General features: G+C 71.1%; 15 protein-coding genes. 12 read left to right on the forward strand and 3 right to left on the reverse strand.

The window, feature by feature from the left end:
- Positions 1–50: 50 nt before the first annotated feature.
- The gene (gene map, locus AB0F72_RS25310) at positions 51–908 is read left to right on the forward strand and encodes a type I methionyl aminopeptidase (protein WP_360435729.1); all 858 of its coding nucleotides are present in this window, start codon (positions 51–53) and stop codon (positions 906–908) included.
- Between the two features lie 57 nt (positions 909–965).
- Here map and AB0F72_RS25315 read toward each other — a convergent pair whose 3' ends face one another.
- The 3 genes from AB0F72_RS25315 to AB0F72_RS25325 are packed head-to-tail and all read right to left on the reverse strand — an operon-like array spanning position 966 to position 2,614.
- A complete protein-coding gene (locus AB0F72_RS25315; RefSeq protein ID WP_360435731.1) occupies positions 966–1,673 on the reverse strand; it encodes a nucleotidyltransferase domain-containing protein in 708 nt (235 codons plus the stop codon).
- A gap of 12 nt (positions 1,674–1,685) precedes the next feature.
- Positions 1,686–2,111, reverse strand: coding sequence for a ferritin-like domain-containing protein (locus AB0F72_RS25320; RefSeq protein WP_360435733.1), 426 nt, complete (start codon positions 2,109–2,111; stop codon positions 1,686–1,688).
- 11 nt (positions 2,112–2,122) lie between these two features.
- Positions 2,123–2,614 carry a hypothetical protein gene (locus AB0F72_RS25325; RefSeq protein WP_360435858.1) on the reverse strand — a complete coding sequence of 164 codons (492 nt, stop codon included), beginning with the start codon at positions 2,612–2,614 and terminating at the stop codon, positions 2,123–2,125.
- A gap of 170 nt (positions 2,615–2,784) precedes the next feature.
- Between AB0F72_RS25325 and rimP the strand changes: the two genes are divergently transcribed.
- The 11 genes from rimP (at position 2,785) to AB0F72_RS25380 (ending at position 14,570) form a co-directional block, all read left to right on the forward strand.
- Complete coding sequence (gene rimP / locus AB0F72_RS25330; RefSeq protein ID WP_360435735.1) at positions 2,785–3,408, forward strand: ribosome maturation factor RimP; 624 nt, start codon at positions 2,785–2,787, stop codon at positions 3,406–3,408.
- Positions 3,405–4,424 carry a transcription termination factor NusA gene (nusA, locus tag AB0F72_RS25335; protein ID WP_360435737.1) on the forward strand — a complete coding sequence of 340 codons (1,020 nt, stop codon included), beginning with the start codon at positions 3,405–3,407 and terminating at the stop codon, positions 4,422–4,424. The genes rimP and nusA overlap by 4 nt, the downstream gene beginning before the upstream one ends.
- Before the next feature lie 34 nt (positions 4,425–4,458).
- Positions 4,459–4,788: a YlxR family protein gene (locus AB0F72_RS25340; RefSeq protein ID WP_360435739.1), complete on the forward strand. Its 330-nt coding sequence runs from the start codon at positions 4,459–4,461 to the stop codon at positions 4,786–4,788.
- A 107-nt stretch (positions 4,789–4,895) separates the two neighbouring features.
- Positions 4,896–8,003 (forward strand): translation initiation factor IF-2, encoded by a 3,108-nt coding sequence (infB, locus tag AB0F72_RS25345; protein ID WP_360435741.1) that lies wholly within the window; start codon positions 4,896–4,898, stop codon positions 8,001–8,003.
- Between the two features lie 68 nt (positions 8,004–8,071).
- Entirely contained in the window at positions 8,072–9,094 is a 1,023-nt protein-coding gene (locus AB0F72_RS25350) for an SAM-dependent methyltransferase (protein WP_360435743.1), read from the forward strand.
- Positions 9,095–9,127: 33 nt separating this feature from the next.
- A complete protein-coding gene (locus AB0F72_RS25355) occupies positions 9,128–9,421 on the forward strand; it encodes a DUF503 domain-containing protein (protein ID WP_360435745.1) in 294 nt (97 codons plus the stop codon).
- Between the two features lie 70 nt (positions 9,422–9,491).
- Positions 9,492–9,947, forward strand: a complete 456-nt coding sequence (gene rbfA / locus AB0F72_RS25360) for a 30S ribosome-binding factor RbfA (RefSeq protein WP_014447066.1) — start codon at positions 9,492–9,494, stop codon at positions 9,945–9,947.
- Positions 9,944–10,945, forward strand: coding sequence for a bifunctional oligoribonuclease/PAP phosphatase NrnA (locus tag AB0F72_RS25365; protein WP_360435747.1), 1,002 nt, complete (start codon positions 9,944–9,946; stop codon positions 10,943–10,945). Before rbfA ends, AB0F72_RS25365 begins: the two co-directional genes overlap by 4 nt.
- Before the next feature lie 445 nt (positions 10,946–11,390).
- The gene (locus tag AB0F72_RS25370; protein WP_360435749.1) at positions 11,391–12,698 is read left to right on the forward strand and encodes an MATE family efflux transporter; all 1,308 of its coding nucleotides are present in this window, start codon (positions 11,391–11,393) and stop codon (positions 12,696–12,698) included.
- A 9-nt stretch (positions 12,699–12,707) separates the two neighbouring features.
- Complete coding sequence (gene truB / locus AB0F72_RS25375; protein WP_360435751.1) at positions 12,708–13,589, forward strand: tRNA pseudouridine(55) synthase TruB; 882 nt, start codon at positions 12,708–12,710, stop codon at positions 13,587–13,589.
- 48 nt (positions 13,590–13,637) lie between these two features.
- Positions 13,638–14,570, forward strand: a complete 933-nt coding sequence (locus AB0F72_RS25380) for a bifunctional riboflavin kinase/FAD synthetase (RefSeq protein WP_360435753.1) — start codon at positions 13,638–13,640, stop codon at positions 14,568–14,570.
- Positions 14,571–14,652 lie beyond the last annotated feature (82 nt).

Here is a 14,652-nt window from a genome sequence, read left to right on the forward strand (position 1 = left end):
GGGGTCTGAGGGCGGCAAGGACGGGGCGGGGCGGCGGATAGGCTGTGAACATGTCCGTACGTGCCCCCCTCCAGCCGGGGAAGCAGTCGCCGTGGCGACCGGTCCCGGCACAGATCGTCCGCCCTGAGTACGTGGGGAAGAAGAAGCCCCGCGAGTGGCGCGGATCCCATGTGCAGACGCCGGAGACGATCGAGAAGATGCGGGTCGCCGGCCGGATCGCGGCGCAGGCCACCCGGCTCGCCGGCGAGCACTGCAAGCCCGGCGTCACCACCGACGAGATCGACCGGGTGGTGCACGAGTTCATCCTCGACCACGGGGCGTACCCGTCGACCCTGGGCTACAAGGGCTTCCCGAAATCCTGCTGCACCTCCCTCAACGAGGTGATCTGCCACGGCATCCCGGACTCGACGGTGATCGAGGACGGCGACATCATCAACGTCGACGTCACGGCGTACCTGGACGGCGTGCACGGCGACACCGACGCCACGTTCTGCGTGGGCGAGGTGAGCGACGAGGCCCGGCTGCTCGTGGAGCGCACCGAGGAAGCGATGATGCGCGGCATCCGCGCGGTCGCGCCGGGCCGCCCGATCAACGCGATCGGCCGGGTCATCGAGGCCTATGCGCGCCGCTTCGGCTACGGCGTGGTCCGCGACTTCACCGGCCACGGCATCGGCGAGACGTTCCACTCCGGGCTCTACGTGCCGCACTACGACAACCCGCGCCTGGACACCGTGATGGAGGTCGGCATGACCTTCACCATCGAGCCGATGATCACCCTCGGCACCCATGAGTACGAGATCTGGAAGGACGGCTGGACGGTCGTCACGAAAGACCGCAAGTGGACGGCCCAGTTCGAGCACACCCTGGTCGTGACCGAGGACGGCTACGAGATCCTCACCTTGCCGTGACCCGGCCGCTGATCCTGACCGGGGTGCCCGGCCCGGCCGGCTCGCCCGGTGCCCTGGTCAGTCGAAGAGCTCGCCCAGCGTCCCGTCGACCGGGCGGCCTCGGGCGGTCAGCTCCTCCGCCTGGTATTTCAGGATCGCGTCCAGTTCCTGCATGTCGGCCATCGCCACGCCGGTGCGTTTCACGGCGTCGGCGTGGTTGCGGAAGTGGGTGCGGGTCAGCAGGCCGGTGACCATCGCGGCGTGGATGCGTGCCTCGGCCATCAGGACCAGCGCGGTGTCCGTCTCGTACCACTCGGTGAGACGCAGCGCGCGGGCGTGCGCGTTGCTGGCGAGCGCCCAGTTGTCCCGCGCGAGGCGGGTGAACTCGACCGGGCGGGCCTCGGAGAGCAGGGTCTGGTGGGCGTCGCGCTGATCGATGAACCAGTCGTCCGGGTCGAAGAGCGGCAGCGTGGTGAGGAAGCCGTCGGCGAGCAGGGGCCAGCGGGCGGTGAGCAGCCGTGCCTGGCCAAGGCCGTCCTCGGCGGTGACCACGGTCAGCTCGACCGGGACGCCGTCGACCCTGCGGCGGGTGGGTTTCGGCCCGGTCCGCGGCCGATAGGTGACGACGATCAGGTTCACGTCGCTGGAGTCGCCGTCGTCGCCGTGCGCGACCGAGCCGCGGACCCCGATGGCCTGCACCTCGGCGGCCCATCGGTGCTGGATGACGTCACGCAGACGGATCGCGAGCGCCCCGCGGACCGATGTGGTGTCGAGCTCGCCGATCACCCCGCCATTCTGTCAGCTGGGACGTCCCGGAAACGCCATGGTGAGGGGGTTGGTGCCGGATTCCTTGCGCCACGATGTCGCACGAAGTGCCGAGTCGGTCATAGCCGACAACGCCGCTGCGCGCTGGGCGTTCTGGGTGACCGGCAGCACCGCTCGCCAGGCCTGCGTCACCCCGTCCTCGACGTGGACGGCCAGCTTGAGCGCGCTGCGGCGGTTGGTGACAGCGAACGGCAGCTGGTATCCGGCGGGCGCGGGCGCGGCGCTCGCCTTCAGGTTGGCGAGCTGGCCGACCAGGTAGTCCCGGCGCTGCCGGTGCACCTGCTCGCTGTCGCGGGCGCCCTTCACCTCGCTCTCCTGGGTGAGGTGGACGCCGATCAGGCCGTAGGCGTAGATCGCGGCTTCCTCGGCGGCGAGCGCGGCGGTGAGTTGCTCTTTCATGAGGAGTCCCTTCAGCGCAGCGCGCTCGCGTGGGTGGCCCGGCAGGCGGCGATCGAACCGACGAGTGCGGCGCGTTCCGCGGGCGCGGCCAGACAGGCGGCCGTGGCGGTCTTCTGGGCCGCCAGCTCGGACTCGCGCAGCTGGGCCAGGGACGGCGCGGCCGGCGCGGCGGCCGGCGGCGCGGCGGCGGCCCCGGACGGCAGTGCCGCGCCGATCAGCGTGGCGAGCTCGGCGGCGTGCGCCCGGTGGTCCGCGGCGAGCGGGGTCAGCCGTTCGCTCAGATCGGCCTGCGCCTGGATCGCCCGGTCGTAGGCTGAGGCCAGGGCCAGCGCCTCGTCCAGGACCGGCTGCAGCGGGTCCGGGGCCGGCGCGGGTTCCGGCTCGTCGTCGAAGAGGCCACAGCCGGCCAGCGTGGTGGCTGCCACGATCGCGCCGGTCGCGGTCAGTATCCGTCGGCGTGTGTGTCCCGAATCGCTCATCCGCACCGCGCCAGTCAACACCATCCCCCGTACGGCGTCGGGCACGGGCCGCTGACCTGCGGATGGGATGGAATCGGTGCGGCGGCGCTCCGCCCGGGACGCGGGCGGGTTACGCTCAGCGTCAGCCGCGGGGCCGAATGCTGCCCGGCGGCATATAGTCGTTCCAGCGCAAAGCTAACGAGAGGTCGAGCCCGATGACGCAGCGTGGTCGCGCCGGGGCCCGGCCCGGTGGGCGCCCCGGCAGCAGCCGTACCCGGCCGGATGCCGAGCCCCGCACCCCATCCGTTCCCCGCGTCGATCTGACAGCGGCCCGTGCCCGTGTCCGTGAGGTGATCGAGCCGGTGGTCACCGCCGCCGGTTACGACCTGGAGGACGTGAACGTGTCCCGCGCCGGTCGCCGGCACGTGGTGCGCGTGCTGGTGGACACCGACGGCGGGATCAGCCTGGACGACGTGGCGGTCGTGTCCCGGGCGATCTCCGACACGCTCGACGCGGCGGAGGAGTCCGGCGGCGAGCTGCTCGCCGGGGAGTACCAGCTCGAGGTCGGCTCGCCCGGTGTGGACCGGCCGCTGACCGAGCCGCGCCACTGGCGCCGCAACACCGGCCGCCTGGTCGCGGTGAACGGCCTGGTCGGCCGGGTGGTCGCCACCGGCGACACCGGCGTGACGCTGGACGTCGACGGCGCGACCCGCGAACTGGCGTGGGCCGAGCTCGGGGCCGGCAAGGTCCAGATCGAGTTCAAGCGCATGGACGAAGCCGATTTCGGCGATGCCGATGAAGACGACGACGAAGAAGACGAAGGGGAGGGCGAGGAATGAACATCGACCTCGCGGCGCTGCGCGCCCTGGAGCGCGAGCGGGAGATCCCGTTCGACACGATTCTGGCGGCCATCGAGACCGCGCTGCTCACCGCGTACCGGCACACCGACGGGGCGGAGAGCCACGCCCGGGTGGAGATCGACCGCAAGAGCGGGGTGGCCTCCGTGCTGGCTCAGGAGCTGGACCCGGACGGCACGGTGGTGCGCGAGTGGGACGACACTCCGCACGACTTCGGCCGGATCGCTGCGATGACCGCGAAACAGGTCATCCTGCAGCGCCTCCGGGAGGCGACCGACGAGCAGCACTTCGGTGAGTACGCGGGACGCGACGGCGACCTGGTCACCGGTGTGGTGCAGGCCGACGCGGCCCGTGCCGAGAAAGGCATCGTGATCGTCGACCTGGGCAAGCTCGAAGCGGTGCTGCCGCAGTCCGAGCAGGTGCCCGGCGAGAGCCCGTACCAGCACGGGTCCCGGATCCGCTGCATCGTGGTGCACGTGGCGAAGGGTTTCCGCGGTCCGCAGATCACCCTGTCCCGGTCGCACCCGGCGCTGGTGAAGAAGCTGTTCGCCCTGGAGGTGCCGGAGATCGCCGACGGAACCGTCGAGATCGCCGCGATCGCCCGGGAGGCCGGCCACCGCACCAAGATCGCGGTGCGATCCACGGTCTCCGGCGTGAACGCCAAGGGCGCGTGCATCGGGCCGATGGGCCAGCGGGTCCGGGCCGTGATGAGCGAGCTGAACGGCGAAAAAATCGACATCATCGACTGGTCGGAGGATCCGGCACAGTTCGTCGGCAACGCGCTGTCGCCGGCCAAGGCGCTGCGGGTCGAGGTGGTCGACGCGGCCACCCGGACGGCCCGGGTGACGGTGCCGGACTTCCAGCTTTCCCTGGCCATCGGCCGGGAAGGACAGAACGCCCGGCTGGCCGCCCGGCTGACCGGATGGCGCATCGACATCCGGCCGGACAACGAGCCTGCCGGGGTCTCGGACCGTGATGCGGCCGAGGCGGGGAACTGACCGGATACGCGTCCGCCGCGATCGAGGGGTAGACTTGGACTCGGTCGGCCCGACGCGAACCTGCGTCGGCTGTCGTAATCGCGCGCCGGCCGCATCATTGCTGCGGTTCGTCGCGGCTGGATCCGGGGTTGATCTCCGGCTCTTGCCCGATCCGAACCGCCGACTGTCGGGCCGGGGAGCGCATTTGCATCCCGACCCGGCCTGCTTCGCGCAGGCAGAGCGGCGTCGCGCCTTCGGGCGTGCGCTACGTCTCACCGGTGTTGCTGACACCGAGTTGCTTGCCGAGCACATCCGTTCGGTCTCCGTGCCGCACGGACCCACCGATGACGAGGCGTCAGCGTCTCGTCACGACCCAGCAAGGTAGGACGACTCAGATGAGCACACGATGAAGTCCCTGAAATGACCAGGCTTCTAGTGCACGAGTGAGGTCGGTGCGGGTACTGCTCGCACGACCTCGAAGTGAGGAGTGCAGTGCCAGGCAAGGCCCGCGTTCACGAGCTCGCCAAAGAGCTCGGGGTCGATAGCAAGACCGTTCTCGCCAAGTTGAAGGACATGGGCGAGTTCGTTAAGTCCGCGTCCAGCACCGTCGAGGCCCCGGTGGCCCGGCGGCTTCGTGGCGCCTTCGAGACCGGTGGATCCGCCGCATCGTCGGCGCCCTCCGCTCCGGCGCCCAGTCCCTCCGCGTCCAGCGCGCCGGGTGCCCCCGCGGCCCCGCGCCCGGGCCCGCCGATGGGCCGGCCTCAGCCGCCCCGTCGTCCCGGCCCGCCGCAGGGTGGTGCGCCCAGCGCCGCCCCGACTTCGCCGGCTCCCTCGCCCGGGCAGTTCGCCCGGCCGAAGCCGGCTCCCGGCCGTCCGGGCCCGACGCCCGGTCCGGTCGCCAAGCCGGCCAGCGCGCACGACATCGAGGTGGCGGCCGCAGAGGCCCGCGCCTCGGCGTTGAAGGCCGAGCAGGAGGCCGCCGTCAAGGCGGCACAGGCTGCTCAGGCCGCGCGTACCGCCCGGGACGCCGAGCGCCGGCAGCAGCAGCCGCCGGCCGACGGTGGACAGCGTGGCTCCGGCCCGCGTCCGGGTCCCGGCATGGTTCCGCCGCGTCCGGGTTCGCCCGCGGCCGGCCGTAACAACCCGGGTGCCCCCGGTGGTGGCCCGCGTCCCGGCCCGGCCGGTGGCGGTCCCCGTCCGCCGGCGCGCGGCCCGGGCAACAACCCGTTCGGTGTCTCCGGCAACGCCGCTGGTCAGCGGCCCTCGCCGGCCTCGATGCCGCGTCCCAACCAGCCGGGCATGCCGCCGCGGCCGAGCCCTGCCTCGATGCCGCCCCGGCCCAGCCCGGCGTCCATGCCGGCGCAGCGTCCGGGTCGTCCCGGTGGCGGTCCCGGTGGTGGCGGCGCAGGCCGTCCCGGTGGTCCCGGCGCGGGTCGTGGTGGCCCCGGCGGTGGCGGCGGCGGCGGTTACCGCGGTGGCGGTGGCGGCGCCGGTGGCGGCTTCCGTCCCGGTGGCGGCGGTGGCGGCGGCGGTGGCTTCCGTCCCGGTGGCGGCGGTGGCGGCGGCGGTGGCTTCCGTCCCGGCGGTCCCGGTGGCGGTGGCGGCGGCCCGGTCGGCGCCGGCGCTCCCGGACGTCCGGGTGGTGGCGGTGGCCGTGGTCGTGGCGGTGGCGCGGCGGGTGCCTTCGGGCGTCCCGGCGGCCGGCCGACCCGTGGCCGCAAGTCGAAGAAGCAGCGTCGTCAAGAGTTCGACAACCTGTCGGCTCCGCAGATGAGCTCGGGCGCGCCCCGCGGTAACGGCCAGGACATCCGGCTCTCCCGCGGCGCGTCGCTCTCCGACTTCGCCGACAAGATCAACGCCAACCCGGGCTCGCTCGTCCAGGAGATGTTCAACCTGGGTGAGATGGTGACCGCTACCCAGTCGGTCTCCGACGACACGCTGTTGCTGCTCGGTGAGCACCTCGGCTTCAACGTCGTGATCGTCAGCCCCGAGGACGAGGACCGTGAGCTGCTCGCGCAGTTCAACATCGACCTCGACGCCGAGGTGGCGGAGGACCGGCTGGTCACCCGGCCGCCGGTGGTGACCGTCATGGGTCACGTCGACCACGGTAAGACGAAGCTCCTGGACGCGATCCGCAAGACCAACGTGGTCGCCGGTGAGGCGGGTGGCATCACCCAGCACATCGGTGCCTACCAGGTCGTGGTCCCGCACCAGGGTGAAGAGCGTGCGATCACCTTCATCGACACCCCGGGTCACGAGGCGTTCACCGCCATGCGTGCTCGTGGTGCCCAGGTGACCGACATCGTCATCCTGGTGGTGGCGGCTGACGACGGCGTGATGCCGCAGACGGTCGAGGCGCTCAACCACGCCAAGGCCGCCGAGGTGCCGATCGTGGTCGCGGTGAACAAGGTCGACAAGCCGGACGCCAACCCGGAGAAGGTCCGCCAGCAGCTCGCCGACTACGGCTTGCTCGCCGAGGACTACCAGGGCGACACGATGTTCGTGAACGTGGCCGCCAAGCCCGGCATCGGCATCGAGGACCTCCTCGAGGCCGTCCTGCTGACCGCCGACGCGGCGCTCGAGCTGACCGCCCCGATCGACGGCCCCGCTCAGGGTGTCGCGGTCGAGGCCCACCTGGACAAGGGCCGCGGCGCCGTCGCGACCGTCCTGGTGCAGAAGGGCACGCTGCGGGCCGGCGACTCGATCGTGGCGGGTGGCGCGCACGGCCGCGTCCGCGCCATGCTCGACGAGAACGGCAAGCAGGTCACCGAGGCGGGCCCGGCCCGTCCGGTCCTGGTGCTCGGTCTCACCTCGGTGCCGAGTGCGGGTGACACGTTCCTCGCCGCCGAGGACGACCGCACCGTGCGGCAGATCGCCGAGCAGCGGCAGGCTCGCCGCCGTGCGGCGACCTTCGCGAACTCGACGCGTCCGAAGTCGATCGACGAGATGATGCGCGACATCAAGGAAGGCGAGCGGGCCACTCTCACGCTCGTCATCAAGGGTGACGGCTCGGGTTCGGTCGAGGCTCTCGAGGACGCGCTGTTCAAGATCGAGATCCCCGAAGAGGTGCAGCTCAAGGTCATCCACCGCGGCGTCGGTGCGATCACCGAGAGCGACGTCAACCTGGCGTCGGCCTCGTCGGACCAGGTCGCCACGATCATCGGCTTCAATGTCCGGGCCTCCAACAAGGTCAAGGAGATGGCCGACCGCGCCGGCGTGGAGATCCGCTACTACAGCGTGATCTACCAGGCCATCGAGGAGATCGAGGCGGAGCTCAAGGGTCTGCTCAAGCCGGAGTACGAAGAGGTCGAGCAGGGCACGGCGGAGATCCGCGAGGTCTTCCGCTCGTCCAAGATCGGTCTCATCGCCGGTTGTATCGTCCGGTCGGGCCTGATCAAGCGCAACGCCAAGGCCCGGATCATCCGCGAGGGCACTGTCGTGGCGGACAACGTCACGATCAGCTCGCTGAAGCGGTTCAAGGACGACGCCACCGAGGTCCGCGAGGGCTTCGAGTGTGGTCTGACGCTCCAGGGCTACGGTTCGCCGCAGATCGGCGACGTGATCGAGACCTTCGAGATGCGCGAGAAGCCGCGGGCGTAACGCTCACGGAGTAGTGAAACGGCCCCCGGTGCGCAGGCACCGGGGGCCGTCGCTGCAAAATGGCAGCCATGTCCCGGTATGCCTTGCTGCTCGCTCCGTCCGCCAACCGCGTCTACGCGGATCAGGCCTCTCGCATGTCACTCGCGGAGCTGGCCGCCTTCGGCCCGGTGCTCTCCTCGCCGCTTGACGAGATCGACGTCGCGGTGATCGGCGGCGTGGAGTATCTGACCTTCACCGCCGATCTCACCACCACCGACATCTCGTACGTCTCTAATCTGTCGGCGGCGTACGCGCTCTTCGAGCAGGTCGACGACCTCCTGCGGCCGCTCACGCTCACGCCGCTGGCCCGGTACGACAGCGACCTGATCACCATCCCGAAGTACGCCGGCAAGACCAACGAGCAGTTCACCAAGCTCGTCCTGAACCTGACGCTGCTCGCCTCCGCCTCCGCCTCCCGGATGCTCGACGGCGGGCTGACCGTCCTCGACCCGCTCTGCGGGCGCGGCACCACGCTCAACCAGGCGCTCATGTACGGGTACGACGGCCTCGGCGTGGAGATCGACGGGAAGGACGTGGAGGCGTACAAGCTGTTCCTGCAGACCTGGCTCAAGCGCAAGCGCCTCAAGCACTCCGCCGAACTGGTCCCGATGCGCCGCCAGGGACGCCGTGCGGCCCGCCGGCTGGAGGTGACGATGGCGCCGAGCAAGGACGACCACAAGTCCGGCGCGGTGCAGAAGGTCACCGTGCTGAACGCGGACACCACCCAGCTCGACGGCCTGATCCGCAGCAACGTCGCGGACGTGCTGGTGGCCGACCTGCCGTACGGTGTGGCGCACGGCAGCTACGACGACGACGGCGGCATCTCCCGGCGTCCGCTGGACCTGCTGGAGCGGGCCGTGCCGCACTGGCTGCCGCTGCTGCGCCCGGGCGGCGCGATCGGGCTCTCCTGGAACACCAAGGTCGCCAAGCGGGAGCTCGCCGAGGACATCCTGCTGGCGAACGGCCTGGAGATCGTCCAGCACCTGCCGCTGGAGCACCGGGTGGACCAGGGGATCGACCGGGACGTCCTGGTGGCTCGGAAAATCGGCTGATCGCCGGAGAAGAGCGGCGTAACCTGCACGCTGATGTATACCGAGACCGCAGTCTTCGACCTGCTCCTGCCCGGTGACTCGCGTTCGCTGAAGCAGAAGCGGTCCTACGTACGCCCGATCATCGCGATGCTGAAGAAGTACGAGGTCAGCGTCGCCGAGGTCGGCTTCCACGACCTGCACGGCCGAGCCCAGATCGGGGTCGCCGCGGTGGCGGCCGAGCCCTCGCAGGCCCGCGCCGTGGTCGACACCTGTGAGCATCAGGTGGCCGGCCGTCCCGAGATCGAGTTGCTCTCGGTGAAGCGACGGCTGTACGGCGAGGACGACTGACCTAGGTAGGCTTCAGCAGTTGGGCGGGGGCGATTCTGACCCGCGAGAACCATAGTCGGAGGTGGGCGAGATGTCGGATCCGGCCAAGACACGGCGGCACGCGGAGCGTGTCCGTGAACTGGTGGCTTCGCTGGTGCGGGAGATCAAGGATCCCCGGCTCGGCATGGTGACGATCACGGATGCCCGGCTCACCGGTGACCTTCGCGAGGCGACGGTCTACTACACGGTGCTCGGCGACGTGACCGAGCAGGCCTCGACGGCGGCGGCGCTGGAGAGCGCGAAAGGCATGCTGCGCAGCCGGGTCGGTCACGCGCTGGGCCTGCGGCACTCGCCGAGCCTGGCGTTCGTCCTGGACAACGTCCTGGACAACGTGAAGGAGATCGACGACCTGCTCGAGCAGGCGCGGCACCGGGACCAGGAGGTCCAGCGGCTGGCCGCCGGCAAGAAGTACGCCGGCGACGCCGACCCGTACAAGAGCGACGACGACGAGTCCGAGCCGGTGGGCGCCGGCGAGGACCAGGGGTGAGTCCGTCCGCGGGGCTGTGGGCCGCCGCGGTCGCGGCGGTCCGCTCGGTCGGTCCGGACGACGAGGTCCTGCTGATCTGTCACGTGAACCCGGACGGGGACGCGCTGGGCAGCATGCTCGGCTTCGGCCTCGGGCTGCGGCGGCTCGGGCTGACCCGGGTCCAGGCGACGTTTCCGGGTGAGTTCACAGTGCCCGACCCGTACGCGGGCCTGCCAGGTCTTGATCTTCTGGTGCCGGAGCCGGACGCCTGGCGGGACCCACGCCTGGTTCTGATCTTCGACGTGGCGAGCGAGTCGCGTCTGGGTGGGCTGGCCGACCGGCTGTCCGCGCCGCGCAGCGTGGTGCTGGACCATCACGCGTCGAACACCGGTTTCGGTGAGGTGCGCCTGGTGGATCCGCGTGCCGCGGCCACCTCGGTGGTCGCCGAGCAACTGCTGGACCGGCTCGGTGTGCCGCTGGACCCGGAGATCGCGGAGTGCCTCTACGTGGCTCTGGCGACCGACACCGGCTCGTTCAAGTTCGACATGACCACGGTGGCGGTGCACGAGCTGGCAGCCCGGCTGATCGCGACCGGGATCCGGCCGGGCGAGATCTCCCGCCGGATCTTCGACAGCCGCCCGTTCGGGGCGATGAAGCTGACCGGTGAGGTGCTGGGCCGGGCGATCCTGGATCCGGCGGCGGCCGGTGGGCGCGGCATGGTGTGGACCTACGCGACGCTCAGCGACCTGGAGCGGTTCGCCCAGCCGCCCTACGTGCTGGACACGCTCATCGACCCGGTCCGCTCGGTGGCCGAGGCGGACGTGTCGGTGGTGGTGAAGGAGATCGGCGCGCGGGAGTGGGCGGTGTCGCTCCGGAGCAAGGGCGCCGTCGACGTGAGCGGTGTGGCCGTCTCACAAGGTGGCGGGGGGCACCGTCTCGCGGCCGGTTTCACCGGTTACGGGGAGGTGCGTGACGTGGTGGACGCGGTGCGTCGCCAATTGGACGATTACCTGAACTGACTGCTGTTTTGGCAGTTGACCGGGGCTCACCCGAACGGGTCGGGCCCCTTCGTCGTTGTCCCGGATGGCGGGATCCGCCCAACGGCCGGCCAACTGAACGTTAGTTTGGGACCTGAACGGTGATTTGGTTTCACGCGGCCGCCACCACCGCCTCTCCGTGAGACCTCGAGCCACCCGGGTCCACCGGCCCGGGCCGGTGTCACCTCCGCCATTGGTCCGGCGATCCCGGACCGGCCTTCGGTGACGCCCCGCTCGACCGATTCCGGGCGCCCGCTCGCGCGGCGCGCCCACACCCACCGTGGAAGGATTCCCTCTCATGGCTGCCAAGCCGAAGCCACAGCCCCAGCCGGCCGACGACGCCCGTGAGCAGGCGCGCCGAGCCCTGCAGGCCTCGCTGGACACGCGCCAGTAAGAGATCTCCGGCGGGCGGGCATCATGGATCACCATGAGCCCGCCCTCCACAGCTACACCCCGGCGGATCGCCGCCCTGGCCCTGCCCGCACTGGTGGTGCTCGCCGCCGAGCCGCTCTACGTGCTCGTCGACACCGCCGTCGTGGGCCACCTCGGCTCCGTCGAGCTCGCCGCGATCGCGGTCGGCGGCACCGTCATGTCGGTCGCCGCCTGGTTCGGCACCCTGATGGCGTACGGGACGACCGGCCGCGCCGCCCGCCGGTTCGGCGCCGGTGACCGTCCGGCCGCCGTCGCCGAGGGCGTGCAGGCGTCCTGGCTCGCGCTCGGCACCGGTCTGCTGCTCGCGTTGCTCGGCCTGGTCGGGGCCGGTCCGGTCGCGAACCTGCTGGCCGGCAACGAGCAGATCGCCGAGGCCGCTGCCGGCTGGATGCGGATCGCCGCGTTCGGCGCGCCCGGCCTGCTGCTGGCCGCGGCCGGCAACGGCTGGATGCGCGGGGTTCAGGACACCCGCCGCCCGCTCTGGATCGTGCTGGGCGCGAACGTTCTCTCCGCCGTGCTCTGCCCGATCCTGGTCTATCCGCTCGGGCTCGGGCTGACCGGCTCGGCGATCGCCAACGTCACCGCGCAGACCGTCGGCGGGCTGTTCTTCCTGCTCGCGCTGATCCGGGAGACCCGCGCGCTGCGGCCGGTCCCGTCGATCATCGTGCGTCAGGTCGTCCTCGGCCGTGACCTGCTGATCCGTGGCGCGGCGTTCCAGACGTGCTTCCTGTCGGCCACCGCCGTGGCGTCCCGGTTCGGGGTCGCCGCCGTCGGCGCCCACCAGATCGGCCTGCAACTCTGGTTCTTCGCCGCGCTGGCCCTGGACGCGGTCGCGATCGCCGCGCAGTCCCTGGTCGGCGCGGCCCTCGGCGCGGGCGACGCGGACGAGGCCCGGGACGTGGCCCGCAGGGTGACAGTGGCCGGCGGTGTCGCGGCCGTGCTCCTGGCCGTCCTCGCGGCGGCCGGCGCGCGGGTGATCCCGGGCTTCTTCACGCCGGATCCGGCGGTCCACGATCAGGCGATGATCCTCTGGCCGTGGTTCGTCGGGCTGCTGCCGTTCGCCGGGGTGGTCTACGCGCTGGACGGCGTGTTCATCGGCGCCGGCGACGTGGCGTTCCTGCGTACCGTCACGATCCTCGCGGCGCTGCTCGGGTTCCTGCCGGCGATCTGGCTGGCGTACGCGCTGGATCTGGGCCTGGGCGGGGTGTGGGCCGGCCTCGGGCTGTTCACGCTGGTCCGGTTCGTCGCCCTGGTGTGGCGATGGCGGTCGCCGCGGTGGGTGGTGGTGGGGGCCACCCGCTAGGGTTCTCCGGTGAACGCGGATGGACTGATCGTGGTGGACAAGCCGGCCGGGATGACGTCGCACGACGTCGTCGCCCGGATCCGGCGGCTGGCGAAGACCCGGAGGGTGGGGCACGGCGGGACGCTCGACCCGATGGCCACCGGTGTTCTGATCATCGGGGTGAACCGGGCCACCCGGCTGCTCACCTATGTGATCGGCGCGTCGAAGAGCTATGCCGGGACGATCCGTCTGGGGCAGTCCACGATCACTGACGACGCCGAGGGTGAGATCACCGCTCAGGCCGCCGCAGGGCATGTCGGAAATGATGCGATTCAGGCGGCGCTGGCGACCCAGGTCGGCGAGATCGATCAGGTCCCCAGCGCGGTCAGCGCCATCAAGATCAAAGGGGTCCGGTCCTACAAGCGGGTCCGCGACGGCGAGGCGGTCGAGATCCCGGCCCGCCGGATCACGATCGCAAGGATCGACGTCCTGGACATCCGGCGCGGCGACGACGTGATCGATGTGGACATCGACGTCACCTGCTCGTCCGGGACGTACATCCGGGCCATCGCCCGCGACCTCGGCGCCGCGCTCGGCGTCGGCGGCCACCTCACCGCGCTGCGCCGGACCGCCGTCGGCGGGATGACCCTGGATGCCGCGGCCACCCTGGAGCAGCTCGAGGAGCGTGCCCCGGACGTGGTGTCGCTGCCGATGGCGGAGGCGGCCCGGCGGGCGTTTCCGCAGCGCATCGCGACAGCGGAGGAGACGAAGGTGCTGCGGCACGGTGGGTCGCTGACCGCCGCCGGCATCGAGGGTCCCTACGCGGTGTTCGACACGGACGGCATGCTCCTCGCGATCGTCAGCGAGCGTGACGGAAAGGCCAGGGCCGAGATCGTCCTCGCTCCGGCCTGAATCGATACGCTAGGGCCTGCTAACGGAACGTCGACAGGGAGTTCTTCGATGCAGCGGTGGCGGGGCTACGAGTCGGTCCCCGGTGGCTGGGGCCGATCAGTCGTGACGATCGGCGTCTTCGACGGCGTTCACCGCGGGCACCAGGCGATCATCGGGCACGCGGTGAAGCGGGCGCACGACCTCGACCTGCAGTCGGTGGTGATGACCTTCGACCCGCACCCGGCCGAGGTGGTCCGTCCCGGCTCGCACCCGGCGGTGCTGACCGAGCCGGTCCGCAAGGCCGAGCTGATCGAGGAGCTCGGCGTGGACGCGCTCTGCGTGGTGCCGTTCACCCCGGCGTTCTCGCACAAGGAGCCGAACGAGTTCGTCCACGACGTGCTGGTCGAGGCGCTGCACGCGTCCGCCGTCGTGGTGGGCGACAACTTCCGGTTCGGTCACCGGGCGGCCGGTGACGTGACGATGCTCGAGACGCTCGGCCGCACGTTCGGGTTCACCGTGGAGGACGCGCCGCTGGTGTCCGAGGACGGCCTGGTCTTCTCCTCGACCTACATCCGCAGCTGTGTCGACGCCGGTGACGTCCGGGCGGCGGCGGCCGCGCTGGGCCGGCCGCACCGGCTCTCCGGTGTGGTGGTCCGCGGTGACGCGCGCGGCCGGGAGCTGGGCTTCCCCACCGCGAACCTGATGGTCCATCGGTACGCGGCGGTTCCCGCCGACGGCATCTACGCCGCCTGGCTGACCCGCACCGGGGAGAACGCCGGTCGCTGGCCCGCGAGTGTGTCGATCGGCACCAACCCCACGTTCTCCGGCACCGAGCGCCGCGTCGAGGCGTACGTGCTGGACTTCTCGGGTGACCTGTATGGTGAGCGGGTCAGCCTCGATTTTGTCGCGCACCTCCGTGAGCAGCGCACATACGACGGCATCGACCCGTTGATCGCGCAGATCCAGACGGACGTCGAACAGACCCGGCTAATGCTCGCGTGACCTGCTGGTAGGGTGGAATGGTCGTTGGAATATCCGACACCGGTCCCGCCTGCCTGCCCGACGCCGCGGGTCGCGGGGTAAC

Origin of the sequence: Actinoplanes sp. NPDC023936 (genome assembly GCF_040639325.1) — a bacterium.
In the GTDB taxonomy this organism is placed as follows: domain Bacteria; phylum Actinomycetota; class Actinomycetes; order Mycobacteriales; family Micromonosporaceae; genus Actinoplanes.

What these genes read in the sequence shown, in the direction of transcription:
- nusA (WP_360435737.1), top strand. Translation starts at nt 3,405, where the DNA reads ATGAACATCGACCTCGCGGCGCTGCGCGCCCTGGAGCGCGAGCGGGAG.
- rbfA (WP_014447066.1), top strand. Translation starts at nt 9,492, where the DNA reads ATGTCGGATCCGGCCAAGACACGGCGGCACGCGGAGCGTGTCCGTGAA.
- AB0F72_RS25370 (WP_360435749.1), top strand. Translation starts at nt 11,391, where the DNA reads ATGAGCCCGCCCTCCACAGCTACACCCCGGCGGATCGCCGCCCTGGCC.
- AB0F72_RS25320 (WP_360435733.1), bottom strand. Translation starts at nt 2,111, where the DNA reads ATGAAAGAGCAACTCACCGCCGCGCTCGCCGCCGAGGAAGCCGCGATC.
- map (WP_360435729.1), top strand. Translation starts at nt 51, where the DNA reads ATGTCCGTACGTGCCCCCCTCCAGCCGGGGAAGCAGTCGCCGTGGCGA.
- rimP (WP_360435735.1), top strand. Translation starts at nt 2,785, where the DNA reads ATGACGCAGCGTGGTCGCGCCGGGGCCCGGCCCGGTGGGCGCCCCGGC.
- AB0F72_RS25350 (WP_360435743.1), top strand. Translation starts at nt 8,072, where the DNA reads ATGTCCCGGTATGCCTTGCTGCTCGCTCCGTCCGCCAACCGCGTCTAC.
- AB0F72_RS25380 (WP_360435753.1), top strand. Translation starts at nt 13,638, where the DNA reads ATGCAGCGGTGGCGGGGCTACGAGTCGGTCCCCGGTGGCTGGGGCCGA.
- AB0F72_RS25325 (WP_360435858.1), bottom strand. Translation starts at nt 2,614, where the DNA reads ATGGTGTTGACTGGCGCGGTGCGGATGAGCGATTCGGGACACACACGC.
- AB0F72_RS25355 (WP_360435745.1), top strand. Translation starts at nt 9,128, where the DNA reads ATGTATACCGAGACCGCAGTCTTCGACCTGCTCCTGCCCGGTGACTCG.